23 protein-coding genes are annotated in these 26,229 nt (G+C 47.3%); 14 read left to right on the forward strand and 9 right to left on the reverse strand.

Features of this window, described 5'->3' with window-relative positions; all coding sequences use genetic code 11:
- Positions 1-82: 82 nt before the first annotated feature.
- Positions 83-1,000: a polyamine aminopropyltransferase gene (gene speE / locus ACO05E_RS06055; RefSeq protein WP_419812088.1), complete on the forward strand. Its 918-nt coding sequence runs from the start codon at positions 83-85 to the stop codon at positions 998-1,000.
- Positions 1,001-1,060: 60 nt separating this feature from the next.
- On the opposite strand, the gene ACO05E_RS06060 is transcribed toward speE, so the two are convergent.
- Together ACO05E_RS06060 and ACO05E_RS06065 are read right to left on the reverse strand one after the other, a co-directional pair.
- Positions 1,061-1,540 (reverse strand): hypothetical protein, encoded by a 480-nt coding sequence (locus tag ACO05E_RS06060; RefSeq protein WP_419812089.1) that lies wholly within the window; start codon positions 1,538-1,540, stop codon positions 1,061-1,063.
- Positions 1,541-1,766: 226 nt separating this feature from the next.
- A complete protein-coding gene (locus ACO05E_RS06065) occupies positions 1,767-2,165 on the reverse strand; it encodes a hypothetical protein (protein ID WP_419812090.1) in 399 nt (132 codons plus the stop codon).
- Positions 2,166-2,255: 90 nt separating this feature from the next.
- On the opposite strand from ACO05E_RS06065, the gene ACO05E_RS06070 reads away from it, so the two are divergent.
- Both ACO05E_RS06070 and focA read left to right on the forward strand, forming a co-directional pair.
- Positions 2,256-3,439 (forward strand): IS3 family transposase gene (locus ACO05E_RS06070; protein ID WP_419812091.1). Its coding sequence is split into 2 segments (ribosomal slippage): positions 2,256-2,538 and positions 2,538-3,439, totalling 1,185 coding nucleotides; the frame shifts between segments, so codons are not numbered across the junction.
- 256 nt (positions 3,440-3,695) lie between these two features.
- Positions 3,696-4,535: a formate transporter FocA gene (gene focA / locus ACO05E_RS06075; protein WP_419812092.1), complete on the forward strand. Its 840-nt coding sequence runs from the start codon at positions 3,696-3,698 to the stop codon at positions 4,533-4,535.
- Between the two features lie 38 nt (positions 4,536-4,573).
- Here focA and ACO05E_RS06080 read toward each other — a convergent pair whose 3' ends face one another.
- A complete protein-coding gene (locus ACO05E_RS06080) occupies positions 4,574-6,589 on the reverse strand; it encodes a methyl-accepting chemotaxis protein (RefSeq protein ID WP_419812093.1) in 2,016 nt (671 codons plus the stop codon).
- 311 nt (positions 6,590-6,900) lie between these two features.
- Here ACO05E_RS06080 and ACO05E_RS06085 point away from each other — a divergent pair, with 311 nt between their 5' ends.
- On the forward strand, positions 6,901-8,958 hold the full coding sequence (locus ACO05E_RS06085) for an FAD-dependent oxidoreductase (protein ID WP_419812094.1): 2,058 nt from the start codon (positions 6,901-6,903) through the stop codon (positions 8,956-8,958).
- 27 nt (positions 8,959-8,985) lie between these two features.
- Here ACO05E_RS06085 and ACO05E_RS06090 read toward each other — a convergent pair whose 3' ends face one another.
- Positions 8,986-9,603, reverse strand: a complete 618-nt coding sequence (locus ACO05E_RS06090; RefSeq protein ID WP_419812095.1) for a Crp/Fnr family transcriptional regulator — start codon at positions 9,601-9,603, stop codon at positions 8,986-8,988.
- Positions 9,604-9,709: 106 nt separating this feature from the next.
- Here ACO05E_RS06090 and ACO05E_RS06095 point away from each other — a divergent pair, with 106 nt between their 5' ends.
- Positions 9,710-10,651: a LysR family transcriptional regulator gene (locus ACO05E_RS06095; protein ID WP_419812096.1), complete on the forward strand. Its 942-nt coding sequence runs from the start codon at positions 9,710-9,712 to the stop codon at positions 10,649-10,651.
- A 27-nt stretch (positions 10,652-10,678) separates the two neighbouring features.
- Here the strand turns inward: ACO05E_RS06095 and ACO05E_RS06100 are convergent, their stop codons facing one another.
- Positions 10,679-11,506 (reverse strand): CLCA_X family protein, encoded by an 828-nt coding sequence (locus ACO05E_RS06100; RefSeq protein WP_419812097.1) that lies wholly within the window; start codon positions 11,504-11,506, stop codon positions 10,679-10,681.
- 228 nt (positions 11,507-11,734) lie between these two features.
- Here ACO05E_RS06100 and ACO05E_RS06105 point away from each other — a divergent pair, with 228 nt between their 5' ends.
- From ACO05E_RS06105 to ACO05E_RS06120, 4 genes are all read left to right on the forward strand, one after another.
- Entirely contained in the window at positions 11,735-12,343 is a 609-nt protein-coding gene (locus tag ACO05E_RS06105) for a LysE family translocator (RefSeq protein WP_419812098.1), read from the forward strand.
- Positions 12,344-12,428: 85 nt separating this feature from the next.
- Entirely contained in the window at positions 12,429-14,456 is a 2,028-nt protein-coding gene (locus ACO05E_RS06110) for a neutral/alkaline non-lysosomal ceramidase N-terminal domain-containing protein (protein ID WP_419812099.1), read from the forward strand.
- 100 nt (positions 14,457-14,556) lie between these two features.
- Positions 14,557-14,934, forward strand: a complete 378-nt coding sequence (locus tag ACO05E_RS06115) for a glutaredoxin family protein (protein WP_419812100.1) — start codon at positions 14,557-14,559, stop codon at positions 14,932-14,934.
- A 58-nt stretch (positions 14,935-14,992) separates the two neighbouring features.
- Positions 14,993-15,385 (forward strand): MAPEG family protein, encoded by a 393-nt coding sequence (locus ACO05E_RS06120; RefSeq protein ID WP_419812101.1) that lies wholly within the window; start codon positions 14,993-14,995, stop codon positions 15,383-15,385.
- Between the two features lie 14 nt (positions 15,386-15,399).
- Here the strand turns inward: ACO05E_RS06120 and ACO05E_RS06125 are convergent, their stop codons facing one another.
- On the reverse strand, positions 15,400-16,053 hold the full coding sequence (locus ACO05E_RS06125) for a TetR/AcrR family transcriptional regulator (protein WP_419812102.1): 654 nt from the start codon (positions 16,051-16,053) through the stop codon (positions 15,400-15,402).
- Between the two features lie 202 nt (positions 16,054-16,255).
- Here ACO05E_RS06125 and ACO05E_RS06130 point away from each other — a divergent pair, with 202 nt between their 5' ends.
- The 3 genes from ACO05E_RS06130 to ACO05E_RS06140 all read left to right on the forward strand — a co-directional run bounded on the left by ACO05E_RS06130 (position 16,256) and on the right by ACO05E_RS06140 (position 19,756).
- On the forward strand, positions 16,256-16,807 hold the full coding sequence (locus tag ACO05E_RS06130; RefSeq protein WP_419812103.1) for a twin-arginine translocation signal domain-containing protein: 552 nt from the start codon (positions 16,256-16,258) through the stop codon (positions 16,805-16,807).
- Between the two features lie 29 nt (positions 16,808-16,836).
- A complete protein-coding gene (locus ACO05E_RS06135) occupies positions 16,837-18,480 on the forward strand; it encodes a GMC family oxidoreductase N-terminal domain-containing protein (RefSeq protein WP_419812104.1) in 1,644 nt (547 codons plus the stop codon).
- Positions 18,481-18,784: 304 nt separating this feature from the next.
- Positions 18,785-19,756, forward strand: coding sequence for a helix-turn-helix domain-containing protein (locus tag ACO05E_RS06140; RefSeq protein WP_419812105.1), 972 nt, complete (start codon positions 18,785-18,787; stop codon positions 19,754-19,756).
- Between the two features lie 115 nt (positions 19,757-19,871).
- On the opposite strand, the gene ACO05E_RS06145 is transcribed toward ACO05E_RS06140, so the two are convergent.
- Entirely contained in the window at positions 19,872-21,830 is a 1,959-nt protein-coding gene (locus ACO05E_RS06145; protein ID WP_419812106.1) for an alkyl/aryl-sulfatase, read from the reverse strand.
- A gap of 264 nt (positions 21,831-22,094) precedes the next feature.
- Here ACO05E_RS06145 and ACO05E_RS06150 point away from each other — a divergent pair, with 264 nt between their 5' ends.
- Positions 22,095-24,362 carry a molybdopterin cofactor-binding domain-containing protein gene (locus ACO05E_RS06150; RefSeq protein WP_419812107.1) on the forward strand — a complete coding sequence of 756 codons (2,268 nt, stop codon included), beginning with the start codon at positions 22,095-22,097 and terminating at the stop codon, positions 24,360-24,362.
- A gap of 2 nt (positions 24,363-24,364) precedes the next feature.
- Positions 24,365-24,847 carry a (2Fe-2S)-binding protein gene (locus ACO05E_RS06155; protein ID WP_419813664.1) on the forward strand — a complete coding sequence of 161 codons (483 nt, stop codon included), beginning with the start codon at positions 24,365-24,367 and terminating at the stop codon, positions 24,845-24,847.
- A gap of 96 nt (positions 24,848-24,943) precedes the next feature.
- Here the strand turns inward: ACO05E_RS06155 and ACO05E_RS06160 are convergent, their stop codons facing one another.
- Together ACO05E_RS06160 and ACO05E_RS06165 are read right to left on the reverse strand one after the other, a co-directional pair.
- A complete protein-coding gene (locus ACO05E_RS06160) occupies positions 24,944-25,465 on the reverse strand; it encodes a hypothetical protein (protein WP_419812108.1) in 522 nt (173 codons plus the stop codon).
- Between the two features lie 294 nt (positions 25,466-25,759).
- Complete coding sequence (locus ACO05E_RS06165) at positions 25,760-26,218, reverse strand: NfeD family protein (protein WP_419812109.1); 459 nt, start codon at positions 26,216-26,218, stop codon at positions 25,760-25,762.
- Positions 26,219-26,229 lie beyond the last annotated feature (11 nt).

Consider the following 26,229-nt stretch of genomic DNA (forward strand, 5'->3'; position numbering starts at 1 on the left):
GCAACGTAGATAGCATTCCAGCGGGCGGTTGGGTTATCTTTGCGCTAATTTTAAAGCACATTGTTATCTTTGAGTATCTGCCATGAGCACATCTTCCGACACCAATTCCTCCGACACCAATTCCTCAAGCAGCGCTTTCCCTGAAGATCAGGGCTGGTTTACCGAAGTTTTTGATTCCGAAGGGTCCGCCTTCTCACTGAAAATCAAACAGAAACTGGAAAGCGTACAAAGTGAATTCCAGACCATTGATATGTACGACACCGAGACATTCGGCAAGCTGATGGTGATTGATGGCTGCACCATGGTCACCACCCGTGAGAACTTTGTGTATCACGAGATGATGTCGCACGTGGCGTTATTCACCCACCCAAATCCCAAACACGTTGCCATTATTGGTGGTGGTGACTGCGGTACTCTGCGTGAAGTACTGAAACACCCGGGCGTGGAAAAAGTCACCCAAATCGACATCGACGAAATGGTGACTCGTATGTCGGAGAAATATTTCCCGGAATTGTGCGAATCCAACGCCGACCCTCGTGCTGATATCCGTTTTGACGACGGCATTAAATGGGTTAAAGACTGCGCGCCACAATCGCTGGATATTATTATTATCGACAGCACCGATCCGGTTGGCCCGGCCGAAGGCTTATTCGCTGTTGATTTTTACCGCGACTGTTTTAACGCTCTGCGCGAAGGCGGTATTGTGGTTCAGCAAAGCGAATCACCGCTGTATCACAGCAACACCATTATTAAGAATATCCATGTGGATATGGCGACGGCCGGTGCCACGTCTTCTCACACTTTCCAGTTCCCGCAGGTGATTTATCCATCTGGTTGGTGGAGCTGTACACTGGCGTGTAAAGGTGGTGATGCAACGGACTTTCGTATTGATGATGCGGTAAATAAAGAGTTTCGCACTGAATACTACAACGCCGATATTCATGCCGGTGGCATTGCACTGCCGGAGTTTATGAAGCGGTCTTTGGGAATTGAGGACTGATTTGTTCTTGATTAAACCCGGGTAGTGCCCGGGTTTAATCATCTCTCAAGTGACCAGAAGTTAAAGCTTGCAGACTTCGCCAGTCAGTGAGTTCTGCTTAACCTCCCCCAAAGCGACTGGTTTATTATCACCGGACTTTGTCATTTCAAAAATACTGATTGCACAGCCATAGCCACTGCCCAATTTTTCTACTCTATAGTCAGCTCCTTCAAGCGCAGTAAATATTACATTAACTCGACAAAGGCTATTTCCGCTACTCGCAAAAAACCCAACAAATATCTCACGTCCAGATGGAATTTGAATCGTTACCTCTTTATCGCCTTCGTTCTTTGCAGGAATCTCTTTAAAAAACGTTCCACAACCATTCTCTCCGGCAAAACCAAAACTTACGCTTTGCCTAGATGAACCACCCAGAAATTGCCAGTTGCTCTCTTCGGCTGGCAAAGTCAGATTTGAGTAGCTTTCGCTTTTAGGTACTACGTATGTGGAAGCACAACCTACAAGTGTTAAAATAGGAATAAGGCCTAAGATTCTCTTCATTTCTGTGATCCTTTTATCAAAACTACAAAGACAGCTTAATCTCAGAAAAATATCACTCTAAAAATAAATCATCAAGCCTTTATAATTTTCACGCAAAAATCAAATACAAAAATCAATGAATTTTATTTTATTTCAAAAATTAAAAAATAATCATTTACTCTTAATTAACTATCTAAAAATTCCTGATTCCGTTATAACTTATCGTTAAGAGAAGCTTTCGAGAGCTTCAACCTACTTTAGATTTTGGAGGGTTCTCCATATATGTAGCACGATAACTATCAAACGCTTCTCTTTCTAAGCTCTTAGGGTCATCTGAAAAAATATATCCCACTCTAAGCCCTCCATAATTTTCAATCACGTACTTATAGAAACTACCATTCGCTTTATTAGATAAATGTTTAGCATACCTAAAATAACGAGTTTTCATTGACTGCTCTGTTTTTCCTATGTAAAGAATATCTGACTCACCTTTAAAACGAGCTACTGGATGAAGTGAACGAAAGAAGTAAACTACTTTTTTAGCTTTCTTTGCTTCATCAGATCCAAACAATTCCTTAAATTCGTTTTCAAGATTTTCACTATCGGTAATGATCTTAGGAAGCATCACCATATCTTCAATATTCATTCAAACTCCTGACTAACAAGTAAAATCATTGAATATTGATCTTTCCCCGATAAAACGGACACCGAAATCTAATTAAGATTGAGGTGTCCAATGCCAAAGTACAACAACCCTAGAAAGACCTGGCAATATTCCAACGAGTTTAAAGTAAAAGCCGTTCAGTTGAGTTTGATCTCAGGTATTCAGGTTCAAGAAGTAGCTAATACGCTCGACATTCATCCGTTCATGCTGTCACGATGGCGGAAAGAATATCGTGAAGGAAAGATCGTGGCAGACAAACGTAAAAAGTTGACAGATGCAGCAAGCCAGCAAGAAAAAGAGTTGTCGAAAGTGAAAAAGCTTGAAGCCGAGAATAAAAAGTTGAAGCAGGAGCTTGATCTGTTAAAAAAGTGGCAACGGTTTCTTGCGGAGGAACATCAGCAAGATATCGATTCATCAAGAAGTTCGGGAAAGAGCTAGGCATTAAACGAACCTGCGAATGGCTTGGTGTATCAAGGAGTGGCTATTACGACTGGTTAAATCGTAAGCCCTCTACGCGAGATCGAAGAGATGATCAGCTTAAAGGCTTAATCAGAAAAATATGGAATCAAAGCGAAGGCCGATATGGAAGCCCACGCATCTGGAAAGCACTGTATAAACAGGGCATCAGTGTTAGCAAGAAGCGTATAGCTCGGCTTATGAGCAATATGGGCCTCATTGCCAGAGTCACAAGGGTAACGTACCGAGCACCAGGTATGAGACGTTTTCTGGCTTCTGGAGGAAACCTCCGACCAGATGGTGAAGTTCCTGAGCGAAAAAATAAAGTGTGGGTTGCTGACGTAACGTATCTCAAGGTTAAAAATAATTGGCATTACTTGTCTGTGATCATGGACCTCTACTCACGAAGAATTATTGGCTGGAGCCTGGATACGAAGAGGACAACCGCCGTCACTCGAAGAACGCTGATCAATGCGATACGTAAGCGAAAACCATCAGAATCACTGATGCTGCATACTGATCGTGGTGTTGAATATAGAGGTGCAGAGTATCAAAAAGAGCTGAGACGGCATGGTATTGAACATAGTCTAAGCAGGCCTGGGAAATGTACGGACAACGCACATATGGAGTCATTTTTTCATTCATTGAAAGCCGAGTTGATACGCAAGACAGAATTTAAAACGACAGAAGAGTTAAAGTATTCTTTAGCTCGTTATATTAATGACTTTTACAACAGAAAACGGCTGCATTCGGGTATCAATTACTGTTCACCAATGGAATATGAACGAATAGCAGCATGAAAAGTAATGTGTCCGTTTTATCGGGGCAAGATCATATCAATACTAGTTAAGAAACCGCCAATTAATACTCGTTAAAGAACTTTGTTCCTATCAAAGAGCCAGCTGGTGATTCTAAATCTAACAAGCCACCATTATTACACAACCGTAATAATGATTTTCAAACCAACCCCATTATCACTACAACTCAAAGGAATATACTGATTCCGGCTGTAAAGACAGCCAACTACGATAAGCTTCCCGCAGTTTTGGATTTTTAATGGAACACAACACCCACTCCGCTCCGTCAACCGACAGCACCTACCACACCGCCGTCACAACGGCGTTGTATAAAGCGAACAAAAGCACCCGTCAGTCATTCTTTCAAGCCGTGGCCGCCGGTATGTTTATCGCTATTGCCTTTGTGTTTTATATCACGGTGACCACAGGCCTCGCGCCTACCGGTAGCACCCGGTTATTGGGTGGTCTGGTGTTTAGTATCGGGCTGATTTTGGTGGTAATTTGTGGTGTTGAGTTATTTACATCGTCCACATTGTTAACTTTAGGGTGTTTCAACGGCAGTATTTCAACCCGACAAATCATGCGCAATTGGCTGGTTGTTTATAGCGGCAATATATTGGGAGCGTTATTAATTGTGGCGCTGATTATGTTGGCAAAACAATATATGAATGCCGCTGGTGAGTGGGGTGCTAATGCACTGAAAATTGCCAACCATAAAATACACCATGGCTTTTTTGAAGCGCTGACGCTGGGTATTTTATGTAATTTATTGGTGTGTTTAGGTGTCTGGATGACTTATGCCTGCCGCACTGTTGCCGAAAAAATACTGGTGCTGATTCTGCCGGTGGCGTTGTTTGTCAGCAGCGGTTTTGAACACAGTATTGCGAATTTATTTATGGTGCCGCTAGGGATTGGTATTCAGTCATTGGCTGGGCCAGAGTTCTGGCAACTGGTGAGTCTGAACGCCGGGGATTTTGAGGATTTAACGGTGAGTACCTTTATTGTCGCCAATCTGATTCCGGTCACGCTGGGCAATATTATTGGTGGTGTGATGGTAGCAGCCATATTTTCGCTGATGCAAAAAAAGCCCACGCCGTAGCGTGGGCTAATAAAAGCTATTAATGCATACGCTGATGATTACGCTTCAGACACCATTTGCGATAACGCTTCAGCGGTTTCGTGAATGGAGCTGATGTTGCGGTTAATTTCATCCGCGGTTGCTGTTTGCTCTTCGGCCGCCGCTGATACCTGAATTAAGTGTTCGGCAATTTCAGAAATATCCTGCATCGACACTTCCAGCTCCTGCAAGGCCGCGCCACTCACGTCGGTTGCTTCTCCGGAGCGATTAACCCCGGCACCAATCACGTCCACGGCCGATTTTACTTCGGCCTGCAAACGCACAATCAGGCTGCTGATTTCATCCGTTGAAGCACGGGTTTTAGAAGCCAAGCCACGTACTTCATCGGCAACCACAGCAAAACCACGCCCCTGCTCTCCGGCCCGGGCGGCTTCAATGGCAGCGTTGAGCGCCAACAGATTAGTCTGCTCAGCGATGGCGGTAATCACATCCAGAATTTTATTAATGTCGTCACTGCTGCCCGACACTTTATTCATTGCATCACTGGCCTGAGAAATATCATTCGACATCATTTTGACTTCAGAAACCACTTTCTCCAGTGATTGTTTGCACTCACCAACAGATCCTGAAACCGAGTTGGCATTATCCGATGATTCTAAAATCAGGCGGGTAACTTCACCGGTGCTGGCTGTCATCTGATGCATGGCGGTGGCCACGCTGTCGATTTCGCTTTTCTGAATGGCGGTATTGTGCTGAATTTTGGCAATATTCTGAGTCAGGCTGGTTTCTGCTTCTTCCCGGTTCATTGCCATGGTATTAATGGCGATGGCAATCTGATCCGACTCACAGCGTTTTTCCACCCGTGAGCTGAAGTCACCGCGAGAAATACGGGCACAGATATCGGCAATATCCTGATACGCCTGCAGCACGTTATTCAGGCTGCCGGATAAAACCGACAGCTCATCCTGATCACTGATGCGCACTGGCCGACAATCACTGATATCACCCTGCTCAATACGACGCGCCAGCGCAATGGTCTCGCCAATTCGTCCGGTCAGTTTCTGAATAAATAACCACGCCAGCAAAGCAATAATAATCACGCCTACGATGGAGGCGGTAATCAACAGCTGAATCTGGTCAATAATGGGGGCCATCATTTTGCTTTTTTCAGCTCTCAGAATCAGCGTCCAGCCACCTGTTGGAATACCGGCGCTGGCATAAAAATAATCATCCTGAGTTTGTGGATGCTGAGCTTCGGTAAAGGTAGAAGCGCCAGAGGTTGCCATAAAAATATTCTGATAAGGGCGATAAATGGTTTCGGATAATTGTTTGGTTTTCAGATCCAGGCCACTTTCTGTTGCCGCAATAAAACGCCCTTCTGAGCTAACCAGATACAAATCATTGCCGGTTTGCTGGCGAATGTTTTGCAGCGTTTGCTCAATATCGGCCAGTGCCCGGTCAACCCCGGAAATTCCCCGGAACTGGTTGTCGATCACAATAGGAGTGGTTTGCTCAACAATCATTTTGCCTTCGTACACATAAGGCTCGGTCACCAGGGAAGTACGTTTGCCGCTGCGCTGATACAGGTCTTTCACGCCCTGATAATAAGAACTGGTTTCCATATCCACCAGCGGTGTCAGTGCCAGCTGGTTATTATCGTCACGGTACCAATAAGGTAAAAAACGGCCACTCTCGTCATTGGCTTCTGCCGGATAACCCGGGTTAGCCGACGAAGACGCATACTGTGGCTCATAACCAAAATAACTGCCGGTTAACGCCGGAAAAGTGTCCAGCACCCGGCTGGCCAAACCTACGGAGTCTGGTTTGTTACCAAACAAACCTTCTTCCTGGCTCAATGCCATTACCTGACTGATGGTCACCGCGACCAGATTGGATTTTTCGATTTTGAGTGCTTCCTGCTCCGCCTCAGCGATCAGTTCATGTTCTATTTGTCCGCGGGCATAAGACCAGGACATCATGGCTCCGATGGTAATGACGCTCAGCAGCACCAGCATGACCGGAAAAATCAGGAAAACGATGATTTTTCCATTCAGGCTATTACGGTACAGATTCATACAACTACTCCTGTCACCCTATCAGGGCATTTGTGCCACCCGGCACGTTCTGAAAAGTCGGTTTCTTTCAGCATAGACGGAGATGATAGGCGTGCGAGCTGAGCGCAAGACGTTTATGGCCAGAGGGAGTAAATACGGCTAAAAGCGCCAATTCCATTCTGACATTGTGGACATTAGTGCTCTGCCGCATCTTATCATTTGTTAAGGCATTACCAGTTAATCCCGGCAATACTGCATTCATCGTCAGACTGAGCAGCCCACAACTAATAACGCTCAGCTGGGTCAAAAATAACGATGATGAGAGCAACACGATGAGCAATCTGAACAGCGCCAGCGCTAACACCAGAACAAATGCCCCCTACCCTAAGATGCTGGAGCCGCTGGATTTAGGCTTTACCACGCTGAAAAACCGGGTTCTGATGGGATCAATGCACACCGGTTTAGAAGAGTTAGACAATGGTCTGGAGCGCATGGCCGCGTTTTTTGCCGAGCGCGCCCGGGGTGGTGTTGGCCTGATTGTCACCGGTGGTTTTGGCCCGAATGAACACGCTGCCACCCATGCTCATACCAATATTATCCGCAGTGAAGCCGAAGCCGCCGAACATAAGGTAATTACCGATGCGGTGCACGGCGAAGATGGCAAAATCTGTATGCAGATCCTGCACACCGGTCGTTACGCCTTTAACGACAAACTGGTTGCTCCTTCAGCGATTCAGGCCCCTATTAATATTCACAAACCGCGTGAGCTCACATCGGACGAGATCGACGCAGAAATTAACGACATCGTACAACTGGCTCAATACGCGCAAATTGGTGGTTATGACGGCGTCGAAATCATGGGTTCTGAAGGCTATTTTATTAACCAGTTTTTAGCCACACGTACCAACCAACGGGATGATCAATGGGGTGGTGAATACGAGAACCGTATGCGTGTGGCGGTGGAGGTGGTACGTCGTACGCGCGAAGCCGTAGGTGAAAACTTTATTATTATTTACCGCTTGTCGATGCTGGATCTGGTTGAAGGTGGCAGCACCTTTGAAGAAGCCCTGCAATTGGGCAAAGCCATTGAAGCCGCTGGTGCGACCATCATCAATACTGGTATTGGCTGGCACGAAGCCCGCATCCCAACCATTGCTACGAAGGTGCCACGCGCCGCCTTTACCTGGGTAACGGCAAAATTCCGCGAGCATTTAACCATTCCGTTAATCACCTCCAACCGCATTAATACCCCGGAAGTGGCAGAGGAAGTACTACAGCGTGGTGATGCCGATATGATTTCGATGGCACGTCCGTTTTTAGCCGATCCGTTATTTGTGGAAAAAGCTCAACAAAACCGCGCCGACGAAATTAATACCTGTATTGGCTGTAATCAGGCCTGTCTGGATCATATTTTTGATGACAAGCTCACCACCTGCTTAGTGAATCCTCGTGCCTGTCGTGAAACCGAATTGATCATGACCGACGCTGCCACACAGAAAAAAATTGCCGTCATTGGTGCTGGCCCTGCTGGCTTAGCTTTCTCAACCACAGCCGCGCAACGTGGCCATGATGTCACCTTGTTTGATGCTGCCAGTGAAATTGGCGGGCAATTTAATATCGCCAAACAGGTTCCGGGCAAAGAAGAATTTTATGAAACACTGCGCTTTTTCGATAAACAAATTGCACTGAGTGGCGTTAAGCTGGCATTAAATACTCCGGTAACCGCCGAGCAATTAAATGCCAGTGATTTTGATGAAATTATTTTAGCCACCGGCATCACGCCGCGTACGCCCGCAATCGGAGGTATTGAACACGCCAAGGTAATGAATTATCTGGACGTGTTACGCGATAAAAAACCGGTCGGTAAAAATGTCGCGGTGATTGGTGCCGGCGGTATTGGTTTTGATGTTTCTGAATACATAACCCACAGCGGTGAAGCCACCAGCCAGAATATTGCTGCTTTTATGCAGGAATGGGGGGTGGATATGACGTTATCCGCTCGTGGTGGTATTGAAGGCGTTCAGCCTCAGCCTGAACCCGCTGAACGTAATGTGTATTTGCTGCAGCGTAAGGCGTCAAAAGTGGGTGCTCATCTGGGCAAAACCACCGGCTGGATTCATCGCACCGGCTTAAAGAATAAAGGGGTCACTATGATCCCGGGATGTGAGTACCTGAAGGTAGACGACGCCGGTTTGCATATTCGGGTAAACGACGCGGTTAAAGTGCTTGAAGTTGATAACGTGATTGTTTGCGCCGGGCAGGAACCAGCACGAGCACTAACCGAAGGTTTGGAAAAGCCGTATCAGTTAATTGGTGGCGCAGATGTAGCAGCTGAACTGGATGCCAAACGTGCAATTAACCAAGGAACGCGTTTAGCGCTGTCGATGTAAACACGAGTACACTGTTAACGAGCTGAATCAATCATCACTGGCTGATGATTGATTCAGCTTTTTACGTAACCGCGATAATGATACCGGGGTCACGCCTAAATAGGAGGCGATCTGATACAGAGGTAATTTTTCAGCCAGCTCCGGGCTTTCTTTTAAAAACCAGCGATAACGCTGCTCGGCATTGCCGAGTAACATCTTGGCTTCCCGGCGGGCGGTTTTAATAAATAATTCGCGGAAAATAGCATTCTCCACATTTAACCAGGCCACATTATTTTTGCCTTGCTGATACAGCACCTGACTATTCGCCACCAGCACCGTGCTTTCCGTTAATGCCTGTAAGTAAAACGAACAAGGCACTTCACCTTTCACTGACAGCACATGGGAAATGGATTCACCATCGAGATAAAACTGCTGGTTAATTTCATTACCGTTATGATCCAGGTAATACACCCGGAAAATTCCCTGCACAATAAAATACATCTCATCAGCGATGTTCCCGGCTTCAATCAGGTGTTCTTTTTCAGCCAGTACCTGCTGGTGCACCAGAGGCTGCAGGAAATCAACCGCGGGCTGAATATGCTCCTGCGCATAATCCTGCATCAGAGTGCTGACAAAGTGTTGAAGTGGCGGGGTAATATCCGTCATTGCTGCTTAAAACCACTGAAATCGCGATAACCAGCGCCAGTCTACCATGCTGAGCGCCTGAGTTTTACGCTACAATTCAGCGGCTACTCAATCAAAAGGCCTGCTATTGGAACGTCTCAATCTCAATCTGTTGCGCGCCCTTGTGGTATTACTGGAAGCCCGTAATGTCACCCAGGCCGCTCACCAATTACATCTGACCCAATCTGCGATGAGTCGCCAGCTAAGCCAGCTGCGTGATTATTTCTCAGACCCACTGCTGGTGCGTGAGCAAAACGACTATTTGCTCAGTGCCAAAGCCAAGCAGTTACTGCCCAAAGTTCAGGCGATTCTGGCCGATGTGGATAACCTCAAACAAGAGACCTTTCATCCGGCCACCTGCCAGCGCCGGTTTCGCTTTGCTTGTACTGATTACGTGGCCCAATATATTTTCCCGGCGGTGATTCAGCGCTTACAGCGCGAAGCGCCCGGGATTGATCTGATTTATGAAGTGTGGAAGCCGGAGCAGATCACCCAGCTCGGTCATTTACCGCTGGATATGGTATCCACCACCCTGTCGGTTTTACCAGAAGGGCTGCATTCGATTTACCTCGGCCAGGATAATCCGGTCTGCCTGATGACCGCCCAGCACCCTCTCATCAACTCCGAAGCACTGGCATTACCCCAACTGGCCGATTACCCGTTTGTGCGCTTAAACAGCGGTGGTGATAAAGATTCGTTTCTCGATAAATCATTAGAGCAACAGGGCTTAAGCCGCCGGGTTTTATTTGAAGTGCCGTTTTTTTCAGCCGCTTTTGAAGTGGTGGCAAACAGTGAATGCCTGATGATACTGCCGGAACACATCGCCCATGCCGTGATGAAACAACATCCACTGACCTACCGCCCACTGTCCCTGCCGGTACCTGAAAATCACTACCATTTATGCTGGCATGAATTACACGATAAAGACCCGGCCCACGCCTGGTTACGGGAATGTATTGGCGATGAGATGAGCCGCTCGATGTATTCGGTTTCGAATTCGTTGGCGTCGCAGCAGCTAAGATCTGAATAGTGTGCACGGCCGGCCGGTGAATAGAACCTAAACCAACGCCAAACACAGCTGAGAAAAATAACGGCTAAATGCCTGGTTAATTTGCTGACGATGCTGCCCTTGTGGATATAAACCGGCTTTTGCTTCCGTCGATTCTTTACTGCCTTTCACCAGAAAATGATTTTTGATGGAGGCATCCTGAATAAAAGCCTCAAACGCCCGGGCGCAGATTTCTTCCGGCTGGCTGTAATAAAAACTGCGTTGTTTTTTATCCATCGCTACCGAAGCCCGACACAATTCAGACGGCTCATCACCGTCTTCACTGAGTAAAATAGCTTGATAACAATCGGCTAATAACTGATTCAGCGGGTGATCAATCATATCCGCGTCATTAACCCACAACACAGAAGCAAACATCCGATCCGGGCTGAGCATATCCTGCTCAAATAATTTACTGGCAATATAATGATCAAAGGCGTGAAACCATTCGTGCGCAATGCTGCCCGGCCCGGCGTTTTTTGCCAGCGCAAAATTACGCTGCAACGGCGAATAATGAGCTGATACTCCCGGGCGACCACCGGTACCATATTGCAGACCTAACGTTGCCCGTAATGAAATCAATTCGCGCCGGATTTTTAAGGTTTTTGGCGTTGGATAAGGCTGCGTCATCAGAATCTGGCTAAGGTCGCATAGGGCATCAAAAAACAGACCGGCGGCTTTTTCCTGCTCGGCCTGATTCACCCAGCGCCCGATATCCACCGAGCGAAAACCAAACAACTGGCGGATGGTAAGAAAATCAGGAATCACCCCACCCAGAAGCTCACGATGATCCGGGCCACGGCGATAAAATTCCCGTGCCTGTAATGTATGACTCATGGTCGCACTGCCAACCTGCTGATCAAACTGGTATTTTACGGTTTGGAGCCAATGAACACTATGTCGTTATTCTCTTTGCCGTTAAAGCATAGAGGGGTGCAAAACTTATGTATGCAAAACCTCTGTATGCAAAAAACTCATAGCTGGCATCCAAAGCTTTGATTTCCGCAACCAGCAGCCAACTTTTACACTATGGACTTGTTTTCTTTATTCATAACGCCTAACGATATGACTTTAACCAACTGGTTTTCTCTGGTCGCGGTATGTGTGCTGGGAGCGTTATCTCCCGGCCCCAGCCTTGCCGTTGTTCTGAAACAAAGCATCCATAACGATGCCACCCACGGCATGATTGCTGGCATCAGCCATGCACTGGGCGTTGCTCTATGGGCGGTGCTGACCATTGTTGGCCTGGGCGTATTGGTCAGTGAGTCACCACTGACTTTTGCACTGTTAACCTATGCCGGTGCAGCCTACTTAGCCTGGCTGGGTGTTAAAGCACTTACAGCTGGCAACAATGCGTTAAAACCTCTGACCCAGGGCGCACGAGCCTATCGTCAGGCAGCGCGTGACGGCCTGATGATTTCATTACTTAATCCCAAGCTGGCGATGTTTTTTCTGGCCCTGTTTTCACAGTTTATCTCCAGTGAGCACACACTGACGGATCAGCTGATTATGGTTTCAACCGTTACCCTGATTGATGCCAGCTGGTATATTTTGGTGGCGCTGACGTTAAGCCGGATGGGGTTGGCCGATGTGCTGGCGCGCCATTCAAAACGTATTAATCAGATCAGTGGCGTTATTTTTATTGCGCTGGCGATTCGGGTTATCACCTTGTAATCGTGTCAGGAATTCACCTGACATAACGTCCTTGTGTGCTTCACAATAGTCCCTTTTAAAAAGGCGGTTATACACAAGGATTCTCATGCCAATAATAAAAATACTACGACCTGCCCTTCTTTTTTCTGTGCTGTTATTGCTGCTTGGCTGCAGCCAGAAACAATTATTCAGCTATGCACAGCCACAAGATTCCATAAAAGCAAAGAGTGAGCATTTTATTGCCGGAGTGGGCATCCGTGATATCACCCCTCCGCCGGGTATTCCACGCGCTGGCTATGCGTTATGGTCAACCACCGGCGAGGGGTTCCGCACCCGCTTATACGCCCGCGCCTATTATATGCAGGGCAATAATGGCCAGCCCTATGCATTAATTCAGACTGATTTAATGGCTGGCTCCCGGATTTTATTAGCCCGGGTGGCAGAGCTGGTGAATAAAAAAACCGGCTTACACGCGGGTAATATGACCATTACGGCGACGCATACCCATTCCAGCCCGGGGCAATATTTAGGCTCGGAGCTGTATAACAAACACGCTTCGCATAAGAGTGGTTTTGATCCGGTATTTTTTGAGTTTTTAGCTCAACAATTAGCTGAGGCTGTACTCGACGCTTATGATCAACAAGTTCCGGCCAAAATTGCCAGTGGTAAAAAAGCGGTGTGGGGGTTAACCCGTAATCGTTCGCTTGAGCCCTACAGCAACAATAAGAATCACCCACACGTTGAACAAACCAACGCCGCCGTTTTTCATGAAATTAACCCCTATATGTATATGGTGCGGTTGGATGGTTTAACCGAGGATGGCAGTTATCAGCCGATGGGAGTATTTATGAGTTTTGCCATTCACGGCACTTCAATCCCCCGTTGGGACCCGATGTTTAACGGCGATTTATGGTCGTATTTTCAGGGCGACTTACAACATCAGATCGAACAGCATTACTCAACATCGACACCGGTGATTGTGGGTGGTTTTGAAGGCACCCATGGTGATATTGCTCCGGCGATGCCGCTCGATCAATCCGGTTATATCTGGTCTAAAAATGTCGGCTCGGCGTTAGCCAAAGAAGGTTGGCAGTTATTTCAGCAACTGGAATCTTCTCTCAGCAGCAACAGCCCTGTTCGTATTGCCAGCCGCCATGTGGATATTCGTGATAATCCGGTGATTAATAACACCACAATCTGCGATGAAGGCGCGTTAGGTACTACTTTAACCGCTGGCCCTTATGAGCATGAATCGCCCCTGCTGGCCTGGCTGCCGTTTTTTAAACAAGGCAGCAGTCGCTGGTTTAATACCGAAGGCTGCCACGGCAATCGTTTAATTGTCGGAGGTGCCTGGATTCAGCCCTGGCTGGAGCCAAAAGACAGCTTCCCACGCGATATTTTATTTCAGCTGATTGAAATTGGGGATTTGGCCATTGTGCCGCTGCCGTTTGAATTAACCGCCGAAACCGGCTTCCGTATTCAGGCTGCGGTCGAAAACAGTTATCAGCAACAGGGATTAACTGCGCCGGAAGTGATGGTCACCAGCCTGGCCAATGGTTACACCGGTTATATCACCACGCCGGAAGAATATGACGTGCAGTATTACGAAGGTGGCCACACCATTTATGGCCGTTATTCGCAGCCGTACGTTAGTCAGCATCTGGGCGCATTAACAACGGATTTATTAACCCGGAACAAGGTGATGGAGCTGCCTGCGCAGTGGCAGTTCCGGTTACCGGTGCGAACCTTTGTTGAACCACAACCGCTGGCTGACATCAGTGTACGGCAAGTGTTATCCACACCGGAATACCAGCTGCCAGCCGTCAATCAGGAAGGCTTCTGGGCTTTTGACTGGCAAGACGTCGGCGCCAGCCATATTCACCTGCACCAACCCTTGCTCAGCATTGAAATCAGCCGGGACAAAATCCACTGGCAACCATTGATTCACCAGAACCGCGCAGTCAATGACCAGGGCTATGATGTTTCCGTGCAGCGAATGGATGATCAGGATGGACACGCCCACTATCGTGCTTACTGGTATAACCCGGTATTTCAGGGCAAGCAGGTTTGGTATCGCTTTGTGGTGCAACCCCGGGGTAATGAAGAAACTCTGTATTCCGCCGCGTTTCATTAAGAACTAACCAGACACGACCGGGTCAAACCCCTTCTTTTCAGAAATTCTGTGCGTACAATACGCACGGATTATTTTATGCAGTTATCAGAAGTGGTTGATTATGTTAGTTAAAGTTGTTCGCAATCTGCTGGGTTACACCTTTGCGGCGGTAGATTTAGCCACCCGTGGCAAAAGCCTGAAACGCTCGCCACAAGAACAGGCACAAGTGGATGCCGAATTAAAAAAGCTGGCGCTGTATCAATTTACGGTTTGCCCGTTCTGTATTAAAACCCGCCGTGCCATGCATAAGCTGGGGTTAAAAATCGAAACCCGCAATGCCTCCGGCAACAATCAGGCGCGTAAAGATCTGGAGCAACAAGGCGGCAAAATTCAGGTGCCTTGTCTGCGTATTTCCGAAGAGGGTAAAGACGACGTCTGGATGTACGAATCCGGCCAGATCATTCAATATCTGGAACAGCGTTTTGGCCCGGCAGCCTAAACAAACACCCATGATTCAGAAATAACAAAATGTTCAAAAATAACAAAAGGATAGTTTTATGATTCCCATCAGCGGTTTGTATATCGCCCTGACAGCGCTGCTGTTACTGACGCTGGCGTATAAAGTGGTGCAGCAACGCCATAAGCTCAACGTTGGCTTGCTCGACGGCGGTGAGCGCAGCATCAGTGTTGCAATGCGTGCTCAGGCCAATGCACTGGAAGTGGCGCTGCCAACCTTGTTACTGCTGCTGGTTGCGGAATTGAATGGTGCTCCGGCGTGGTTATTACACCTGTGTGGCATTGGCTTTTTAGCCAGCCGTGGCGCGCACGCCTATGGCTTTACTCTGTCCGGCGGCCGCACCCACCCGGGTCGTTATTACGGCACGCTGGTTAGCTGGATTACCCTGCTGATTCTTATTGGCTACGCCCTGTACGCGTTTGTTGCTGCTTAGAAAGTAAGATTGAATCACCCCAACCAATCCGGCTTGGGGGATTCAGCGTGTTGCAGCGCAATTACCTGCTCACGATATTCATCGGTTAAATACGGGCGCTCCAGGGTAAACACCTGATGAATGCCTGCCAGCAACATTTCATGGGAAATATCATCCTGACTCTGAATTAATAAATTACAGCGCAAAAATGAAAACCAGGAAGTCACGACAATCCAGGTATTCAATGCCAATGACTCCAGCTCTTCATCACTGAGGGCGATCATACCAACCTCCCGTAGCCCGCGATAAACCTTACCAACCTGCACCAGACAGACTTTAAAAAACTCCTGATAACGCAGGCGTAACGCTTCATTCGAGCTCAGTAAATGCTCCATATCCCGATGCAGAAAGCGGCAGTTCCACAGCCCGTTAAAAGACTTCTTCAGGTAGTTCACTTTATCCATCGCGGTTAGTTCACGGTCTTCAGGAACGTGCAGGTTTTCCAGCACCTGAGCCTCATATTCAAGAAACAGCTGATAGATAATTTCCTGCTTGTTTTTGAAGTGGTAGTAGAGATTACCCGGTGAGATATTCAGATACGCGGCAATATGGTTGGTGGTAACGGCACGCTCGCCTTGCTCGTTAAAGAGTGTCAGAGCCGCTTCCAGAATTCGCTGTTTGGTTTTCATTGTGTGCTTATTTCTCGTAACTGAACCCTGACATCATAGGCCATCAGGCGGGTAAATCGTGCCAATTTTAACGAAAATCGTTGGAAATTGTTACGATCGGCGACCTGCCTATTGACGTTTTAGAGCAACAACTCTAATAATGCAAGGCATAAGCAACTCGCAATAAAAATAACAGTGACGCAGTCAGTCAGAGAAAATAATAATGAATACAGAAGTTTCACGTCGGAGCTTTATGAAGCTCAGCGCCAGCAGCGCAGCGGCCATCTCAGTTGGCGCCAGTACCACCCTGATGACGGGCTGCGCACGCCAACCGGATAACAGCCTCGGATTAACCTTTTTAACCAAAGACGATGCTGACTTTATCGAAGCCATTGCGCCGGTGGTACTGAATAAAAGTTACCCGGCCAGCCTGAGCCCGGAAGACGCTGGAGAGCGTTTGGTGAAGGCAGTTGATGCCTTGATTAATACACTGGGTGAGCATTCCAAAACCCAGCTGTCACAGCTTTTCACCCTGATGAGCTCTGCGCCTTTACGATTGGCTGTTGGTGCGCCTTTTGCCAGCTGGCCAGACGCCAGTGCTGAAGATGTCGAAAGCTTTCTGGTCAGCTGGCGCAACAGCATGATGGGCATTAAGAACATGGGCTACGCCTCTCTGTGCAAAATTTTATCCATCTGCTGGTATTCCCAACCAGAGACCTTTGCCCTCAGCGGCTACCCAGGGCTACCTAAAAAAATTCCAACGCCCGTATCCTGAACAACAACCGTATTTGAGAGAGAAACACCATGAGTAACAGAACCCCTCCGATTCCGGTTGTTGCAGGTATTAATGACCCAATGCTGGAAGGTATTGCCGATGGCTGGAAAGTGCACGATGCCGCCGATTTGGCCGATGGCACTCTGTTAGATGCCGATGTCATTATTATTGGTACCGGTGCCGGTGGCGGCACCAGCGCCGAAGTGCTGGCCGAAGCTGGTTTCCGGGTATTAATGCTCGAAGAAGGCCCATTACGCACCACCAACGACTTTAAGATGGATGAACGTGAAGCCTACCGAGACATGTATCAGGAAAGCGCTGGCCGTATGACCAAAAACGGCGCGATGTCGGTACTACAAGGTCGCTGTGTTGGTGGATCAACCGCTATTAACTGGACTTCCTCATTCCGCACACCCGCAGAGACCCTGACCTTTTGGGGAGAAAACTACGGTGTTAAGGGCTTCGCTCCGGAAGACATGACGCCCTGGTTTGAGCGTATGGAAGAGCGCCTGAACATTCATCACTGGCCGGTGCCACCGAATGCTAACAACGCTGTATTACGTGACGGTGCGGAAAAAGTGGGCATCGAATGGAAGAGCATTCCGCGTAATGTGTCCAGCTGCTGGAACCTGGGTTATTGCGGCACTGGCTGTCCGACCAATGCCAAGCAATCCATGTTGGTTACCACCATTCCCGGTGCTTTAAAGCATCAGTCAGAACTGGTGTACTCAGCGCGTGCGGAAAAACTTCTGCTGGAAGGCAATAAGGTGGCTGGTGTTGAAATTACGGCCTTAGGCGCGGATAAAAACCCAACCGGCTCCAAGCTGGTTGCCCGTGCGCCGCACGTAGTTATGGCCTGTGGCGGTATTAATGGCCCGGCATTATTACTGCGCTCCAAGGTGCCAGACCCGAAAAAACGCGTCGGCAAACGTACATTCCTGCATCCGGTTGCGTTTAACTTTGCCAAATTCGATAAAACCATCGATCCGTATTATGGCGCGCCACAGACGATCTATTCCGATGAATACCAATGGAAAAGTGTCGATGGCCCGGTTGGTTATAAGCTGGAAGTACCGCCTTTGCAGCCAGGTCTTGCTGCGGTATTAATGCTGGGCCATGGCGGCGAACACTTTGAAGCGCTACAGGATCTGCCCAATACACACTCGATGATGGCACTGATGCGTGATGGTTTTAATCCGGAAAGCAGCGGTGGTGAGATTGAATTATCGTCCGACGGTTCACCCATTATTAATTACGAAATGAATGAATACCTGTGGGAAGGTTTTCAGCGTGCATTTTTAAAAATGGCCGAACTTGAATTTGCCGCTGGCGCTAAAGCTGTTCGGGTATCACACCTGGATTCCCGCTGGTACACAAGCCTGGAAGAAGCACAGCAACATATTCCAACACTGGAGTTCCGCGCCAATGCCTTTACCGCAGGCTCCGCTCACGTGATGGGTGGCTTGTGCATGGGCGAAGATCTTGAGACCTGTGTGGTGAACTCCGAAGGTAAATACCATTATCTGGATAACCTCTGGGTATTTGATGGTTCAACCTTCCCAACCAGTATTGGTGCCAACCCGCAGTTGTCGGTATATGGTTTAGCCTGTAAACAGGCGAATGGTTTGGTTAAAACTATGCGTGCAGAAAAAGCGGCGGCTAAATCGGCTTAAGCACACGCTTCTAAAACCAGCCACAGCCGTTTAAATCAGCCGCTGATTGAGAAGTCACTTCTGACATTACCAGAGTGAAAACAGTCAGCGGCTTTTTACTGTCTTTTCTTACCGTTCTTTTTTACTGCTGTTTTTTAATTACTGCTCTTAACTACGACCTATCCTCAGCCGATAATGTAAAACATGTTAAACAATGCAGTTCCAACTCCTGATAGGCCTCTCTATAACTGGTAAAGCCAGCAATTACTATGCAAAATACGCATTTACTCATTAATGACCATGCGTTTATTGTAAAGGTACTTCCATGGACGATTGTGACTTTCCGGTTCAGCGCAGAATCCGCTCAATTCAAACAGCTGATCCATGTCGCTTGTCTGAATTCCAGAGTGGTAAAAATCGTCAGTACACACAAGTCAGCTCTGGTAACTTTCGTGGCTGTTATTCCGAAGTAAATCTGGAAGGTGTTCAGCTATTCAGCGAGAGTATCAATGTAGGAGCCAGAATCCAGGCAACTCCCGATAATCATTATGTGCCCTATGCAGCTGTATTGCCCAGTGGTAGTGATGGAAATTTCTGTGGTTTTCATCTGCCTGAAACACCTTTTTTACAGGCTACTGGTGGCGAGTGGGACGTTACTTTCTCCAATCATCTGCATTATGTTTCCGCTGCTTTCAATCACAAATATTTTCGAGAATATTATGCCCAGATCACCGCTCAGGATGTTCCTTCTGAGTGGCTGATGAGCCGTATGCTAGCAACCAAACCACAGGCCATATCCTGCTTTCGAAATGGTTCGAAACAAGTACTGCACTTGGTCTCTCAAAACCCGGACTACCTCAACTACCCAGCGGTACTGAAATATTTAAGCGAACTGCCCTTTAAATTAATCTTTGATGCGCTGTTACCAACGCTGGAAAGTCCAGAAAAAATTAAACCCTTATCCAAGCGCTTAAAGGGTGTACGTAAAAGCCTGGAATATATTGAAGCTAATCCGCAAAAATTTTTAACCGTTCCGGAAGTGTGTGCGCTATCTGGCTTAAGTGAGCGTTCACTGCAATACGGTTTTCAGGAATTACTGGGCATGACACCGGTAAAATATCTGCGCCTGATGCGTCTTAATGGTACTCACAAAGATCTGCTGCAAGCGGAGCCGGGGTCAAAGCAAAGAGTGGTCGATATCGCGTTAAAGTGGGGCTTTGTTGAGTTGGGTCGTTTTGCCCGGGAATATCAGATGTTATACAACGAACTGCCATCACAGACATTACGTCATGCTTAATTCATATTTATTTTGACAATAAAAAAACCGCTCAGTCACGGGAAGTTAACTGAGCGGCAAAGGGATAATCCGACCATGGTCGTAAAGCCGGATTATGGGTGCAAAACCTGAAATACTATGGCGTTACAATATTGAACCAGAACTTAAAGGTATCCAGCATCGCCATAAAGTCTTTAAACACCTGACTATCGCCACTGATTTTAAGCGTGCCGTCTTTCGCCGCTTGATCCAGTGTTACCTTGCCTAATTGCACATCGTCCAGTGTCTTTTTCGACATTTTCAGAGAGACGTCAGCCTTTTTAACAACATTGGTGGTGTAGTTGAGCACAGAGTTTTCCATCGACAACGTGTACTTCTCTTCCAGGTCTGTGAACTCGATATTAATGGTGAAATTTTTACCTTCTGCTTTTTCCGGCAGGATACGAACCGACAGATAATCAAACAGCATTTGTGGTGGCATGTTTTTAATAATATCCGGTGACGCAGTATTAACACCACCAGACTGAGGTACGCCATTACGCAGTTCATACGCTGCCTGCAGGTACACCGAACGCCATGGGCCAGATTCAGCCTGATAGCCCAGCTGCTCGTAAGAGTCTGCCAGCAATGCCTTACCCTTATTTGAATCAGGGTTAGCAAAAACCACATGCTTCAGAACTTCTGCCGTCCAGCGATAATTACCTTTTTCAAAGTCTTTTTTCGCTTTTTTCAGTACGGTACGTTCACCACCCATATACTCGACGTATTTTTCTGCAGCATCAGCTGGCGGTAAGTTGTTCAGATCGGATGGGTTACCGGTATACCACCCCATATAACGCTGATAAACGGCACGGCTGTTATGACGTAAAGTGCCGTAGTAGCCGCGGGTTGCCCAGTTATTTTCCAGCGATTCCGGCAGTGTGATCATCTCAGAGATTTCTTCGCCGGTGTAACCCTGGTTCATTAACCGCACGGATTGGTCGTGGGTAAACTTATAAATATCACGTTGCTTTTTCAGGTAATCAACAATCTTTTCTTGACCCCATACCGGCCAGTGGTGGCTCTGGAATTTTACTTCGACTTCATCACCCCAGGTTTCGATGGTTTCGTTCAGGTACGATGACCACTTCAGTGCATCACGAACCTGAGCACCCCGTAAAGTCAGAATATTGTGCATGGTGTTGGTAGTATTCTCTGCCATCCACAATGCTTTTTTCTCCGGGAACCAGGTGTTCATTTCGGTTGGCGCTTCGGTACCTGGCGTGTATTGGAAAACCATTTTTACGCCATCGATGGTGCGCTCTTCACCCGTTTTTTCGATAAAATCAGTGGGGGCAATTAATGTTGCTTCACCAGTCGAGGTAGTTTGACCTAAACCGCCGTTAACACCACCAAATTCATTACGAGGTAAGACAGCACCGTACATATAAATCGCACGACGACTCATGGCGTTCCCAGCAATCACATTCTCTGAAACCGCATGCTCGGTAAATTCGCTGGAAGCAATCACAGGCACCTTGCCACTCAGTACATCTTTTTCATCAACAATGCCGCGTACACCACCAAAGTGATCAACATGGCTGTGACTGTAAATAACGCCGGTAACCGGACGCTCGCCCAGTTCTTTATTAATAAAATCCAGCGCCGCTTTAGCCGCTTCTTTAGAAATCAGCGGATCAAAAACAATCCAGCCTTTATCACCTTTTACAAAGGTAATATTGGACAAGTCATAACCACGCACCTGATAAATGCCGTCGGTTACTTCAAACAAACCATTAATCATGTTCAGCTGAGCGTTACGCCACAGACTTGGGTTAACGCTGTCGGGAGCAGCTTTATCTAATGAAATATATTTTTTATAGCTTTCCAGGTCCCAGACCGGCGCACCCTCAGCGTTGGTAATGGTTACAACATCTTGTGTTGCAATTAAACCTTTCTGAGCATTTTCAAAATCGGTTTTATCATTAAAAGGGAGCTGCTTCAGAACTTGTTTATTCGCCGCAATCGTCGCTTTGGTGGCAGGCTTTGGCTCGACCACTGCCAGTACATTGGCCGATAGCGAAAATGCCATCAATGCCACTAACTGTTTCTTCATAATTAAGTCCCTTTTAAATAAAGGAGGAAGTTAGAAAATCCTGACGGAGCCTACCAAGTTGTTAAGGGATTAATATGCAGTTTCCGCAAAAATGGAGAGAGTCGAGCGTTATCGTGAGCAGCAGGAGGGGGATTTAACATTATTTTTATTAAATCGTTATATTATTACATTCCTGATGACTATATCCCCCGATAGCCACATACCTGAACGCCTGCTTCAGGTATGCTAGGGCTGGTTAACACATAAAAATAAATTGAGCTTGTTATGTCACATCTGTCGCGCCGCAGCTTTCTGAAAGTATCGGTACTGTATTCCAGCGGTTTGCTGGCTTCCTGCTCCTCGGCTCTGATGCCTTTGTCGTCTTCGATAACAGATCCGGACAGCAACTCACAAACACCGCATAACTCCGAAACATCACATAATTCTGAAACAAACACCTGGCTGCATATTGATGAGCAGGGTGTGATTACCTATCAGCTGCCATCGGTGGAGATGGGTCAGGGAGTGCAGACCGGACTGGCCATGATTGTTGCGGAAGAACTGGATGCCGACTGGAGCCAGATTCGTACCGAGTTTGCCACCAACCACCCTGCGTTTCATAATCCGATGCTGTTTGCCCAAATGACCGCTGCCAGCCGCAGTGTCTGGGCCTTCTGGGAGCCAATGCGGGTGCTGGGTGTCAGCGTACGTCAGATGCTGACAGAAGCCGCCGCAGCCCAATGGCAGGTCAGTGTTGATACTTGCCATACCGACCGGGGCTGGGTGGTTCACACATCCGGTAAAAAGCTCAGTTATGGTGAATTAGCCCAATACGCCAGCCAGTTAACACCACCTCGTAATCCAACCCTGAAGCAGCCACAAGACTTCAAACTGATCGGCCAGTCATTACCCCGGCTCGATATTCCACTGAAAACCGCTGGTCAGGCCAGCTACGGTATTGATGTAAAAGTCCCGGATGCACGTATTGCGTCGATTCGTTTGTGCCCAACACTGGAAGGTGATCTCGTTTCCTACAATGCCGATAAAGCGCTGGCTTTACCCGGTGTTGAGCAAGTGATTGCCATTCCGAAAGATTTAACCAATCAGTTCCAGCCCGCTGGTATTGCGGTAGTCGCAGATTCTTACTTTACCGCGCAAAAAGCACTGCAACTAATCGATATTCAGTGGCACGACGGCCAATACGCCCAGCTCAGCAGTGATGATATTTATGCGAATATGCGCAGCACGCTGGATCGTATGCCTCAGGGAGATACCCGGGACTTCCCCAAAGCACTAACGGTTGAATACCAAACGCCGTTTCTGACTCATGCACCATTGGAACCCATGAACGCCACAGCCCGGGTCAGTGACAGCCATTGTGATGTCTGGGCGCCAACACAAAACACCTCCGCCGCCGAAAAATGCGCTGAAATTCTGACCGGGCTATCACGACAACAGATCACCATTCATACCCCGTATTTAGGTGGCGGTTTTGGCCGACGGTTAGAAATTGATTATGTTGCCTACGCCGTTTACGTAGCTCAGCAAAGTCAGGTGCCGGTAAAATTGATTTGGTCGCGTGAAGAAGATATGAAGCATGGCTTTTATCGCCCGGCCAGTGTCGCTCGTTTCCAGATCGGGCTGGCAGATGATGGTTACCCAACACGGTGGCACAGCCAGATTACCGCCCCCAATTATTTTGGCCGCTTCCAGACCCTGACCATGCCCTGGACCCAATACTTGCCTATTGATTCCATGACGAAAGGAACGGTCGCCTCCGGTATGACCGATAGCCTGATTGCCACCGGCCCATTCCCCTACGCCATCGACGATTTTGATATGGCGGTTGAACTGGCAGACCTACCAGTGCCGACCGGTAATCACCGCGCCGTGATGCATTCCTACACCGGGTTTTATGCTGAGTCTGTGGTGGATGAAGCGGCGCACTTAGCCGGTATTGATCCTTACCAGTACCGCCGTCAGTTATTGCTGAATACCCTGAAGCAATCGAACTGGCTGGCCAACCAAAAAGGGCTCGACCATCAGCGGTTATTAACCGTACTGGATCGCGCCGCTCAAGAAGCAGGCTGGGGTGAACAGGCCAGTGATCGCCATCAGGGAATCGCGTTGTCATTTTCCAATAAAACCTGTGTCGCCCAGGTGGTTGAACTGTCGGTGGATGAACAGAAAAAAGTCACCGTGCACCAGGTTACTGCGGTGGTGGACTGTGGTATCGCCGTGAATCCCGACAGCATTAAAGCGCAGTTTGAAGGCGGTATTTTCTGGGCCCTGTGCGGTACCTTCAGTGAAGAGTTAACCCTGAGTAATGGTCAGGTTGAGCAGAATAATTTTTACGATTACCAGACCTTATATACCCGTCATATGCCTCAGGTTAACGTACATATTATTGCCAGTGCTGAGCCTCCCAGTGGCGTGGGTGAGCCCGCTATTCCGGCGTTAATTCCGGCACTGACCAATGCTATTTTCCATGCCACCGGCGAACGCATCCGCCGCCTCCCCATCAAACATTACGGTTATTCAAACGGAGCCTGATGATGACAACAGTGACCATTAACGGCGAAATAATTGAAATAGCCGATAACAACAACCCCAACCACAACAATGACAAACCATTGCTGTGGTTTATACGGGAAAATATGGAATTAACCGGTACCAAATTTGGTTGTGGTGTTGGCATGTGTGGCGCTTGTACCGTACATGTGGATGGCTACCCTACCCGATCCTGCATTACGCCGGTGAACAGCGTACTGGGAAAATCCATCACCACCATTGAAGGCTTGAGCGAAAACAACAACCACCCGCTGCAACAAGCCTGGATTGAACATCAGGTACCCCAGTGTGGTTATTGCCAATCGGGGCAGATTATGACCGCCGCAGCACTGCTGGCACAAAATCCAACACCTTCAGATGACGACATTAACAATGCAATGACAGTGATTTGCCGTTGTGGCACTCATCAGCGTATTCGTAAAGGGATTAAAGCAGCGGCGGAGAAGTTAATTATCTCAGAGGGTTAATGTTCGTTGTGATTTGTGTTTTTCGAAAGGCAACAAGGTCAGATTGCAGTAGGCACGCAGGCATATCTCCTTTATAGCCTTCATTGTTTCAGTGGTTTAATATATTAAACCGCAAAGAAAAGCACGCCCATCAAAGTAGTTATAAACAAGAATATTCAATGCATCAACAACTGCGAAAGAAGCTAGCATAATTGCCATGTTTTTATACGGCGAAAAGCTACCAGAAAAATATCTATTCAGAAACCAAATCCATACCAAAACATGAAATTGATAAACAACAAAAACCCACATTCCGAAGTAGTCACGATAATTATCTATAATAAACAGAGTAAAAAGATAAAAAATAGAATCTATAAAATATATAAAAAACAACAAGCCAATTAAATCAAACTTCCGCAAGATACCTTTGGCTTGAAAAATCCTCAAAACAAGATAATAAAAAACAATAAAACAAGAGAATCTAAAAAACTCTATCAGTACGAAAACAGATAAATCTTCCTCACAACCAACATCATTCATCAAAGAGACCACTACCGGAGACGCATAATTTAAAAGAGCGTTAAACAACACAATAATAAATGCGATGATCATGTAAGACTTATCGACAACCCAACCCATATTTTAAAACCCATTTTTTATCATATCAGCAAGATTTACCTGACAAGTGGTGCAGGTGATAGAAGTATTATCTTAAGTTTATATCCAACCTGCAGGAAACCATATTTAATCCACCATCAATAGGATCAAACACAACTCCGAATAAATTCTATATTCTAGCAGCATGACTTTATCAGACACACTCCACTTCTCAGATGACCTATACTCATCGTCAACATTCCAATCAACCTTAAAGCTATAAACCAAAAAGCACAGCCGGGGCTGTGCTTTTTAGTGGCTTAAATATCGGTGATATCAGGCTGCTTCAACCCACATCACACCCACTTCTGTTTTAACAACTTTAACCAGAGTACCTGCGGAAATTGGCTGCTGGCTTTTCAGTTTCCACTGCACACCAGAATAGGCGCGTGTGGTATTGCCCTGAATATCGACATCCACTTCCAGAATAAAAGTATCCGTGGCGAAGTCGCTATTTACCTCTTTGCTTTCAACATTATTCTGCATCCGGCGCAGTGGTTTCCATAACCCAAGCGCTAGCACAGTGGTTAGTAATGCATTACTCCAAAGTGCGGTGACCAGGGTGGTGTCGAGCAAGCCAAAATTCATCGCCAGGCCGGTAATCAGCAGCGAGGCTCCCAGAAACAGCAGTACAAATGTGGCAAAGCCCAGTACCGCAACTTCGATAATTAATGCAGCCAGACCAACCACCATCAGGATTTCGGCCATATTATCACTGCTGAAAAATTCCATCATTCTTCTCCTGA

This window comes from Bacterioplanoides sp., from assembly GCF_965226395.1.
In the GTDB taxonomy this organism is placed as follows: domain Bacteria; phylum Pseudomonadota; class Gammaproteobacteria; order Pseudomonadales; family Oceanobacteraceae; genus Bacterioplanoides.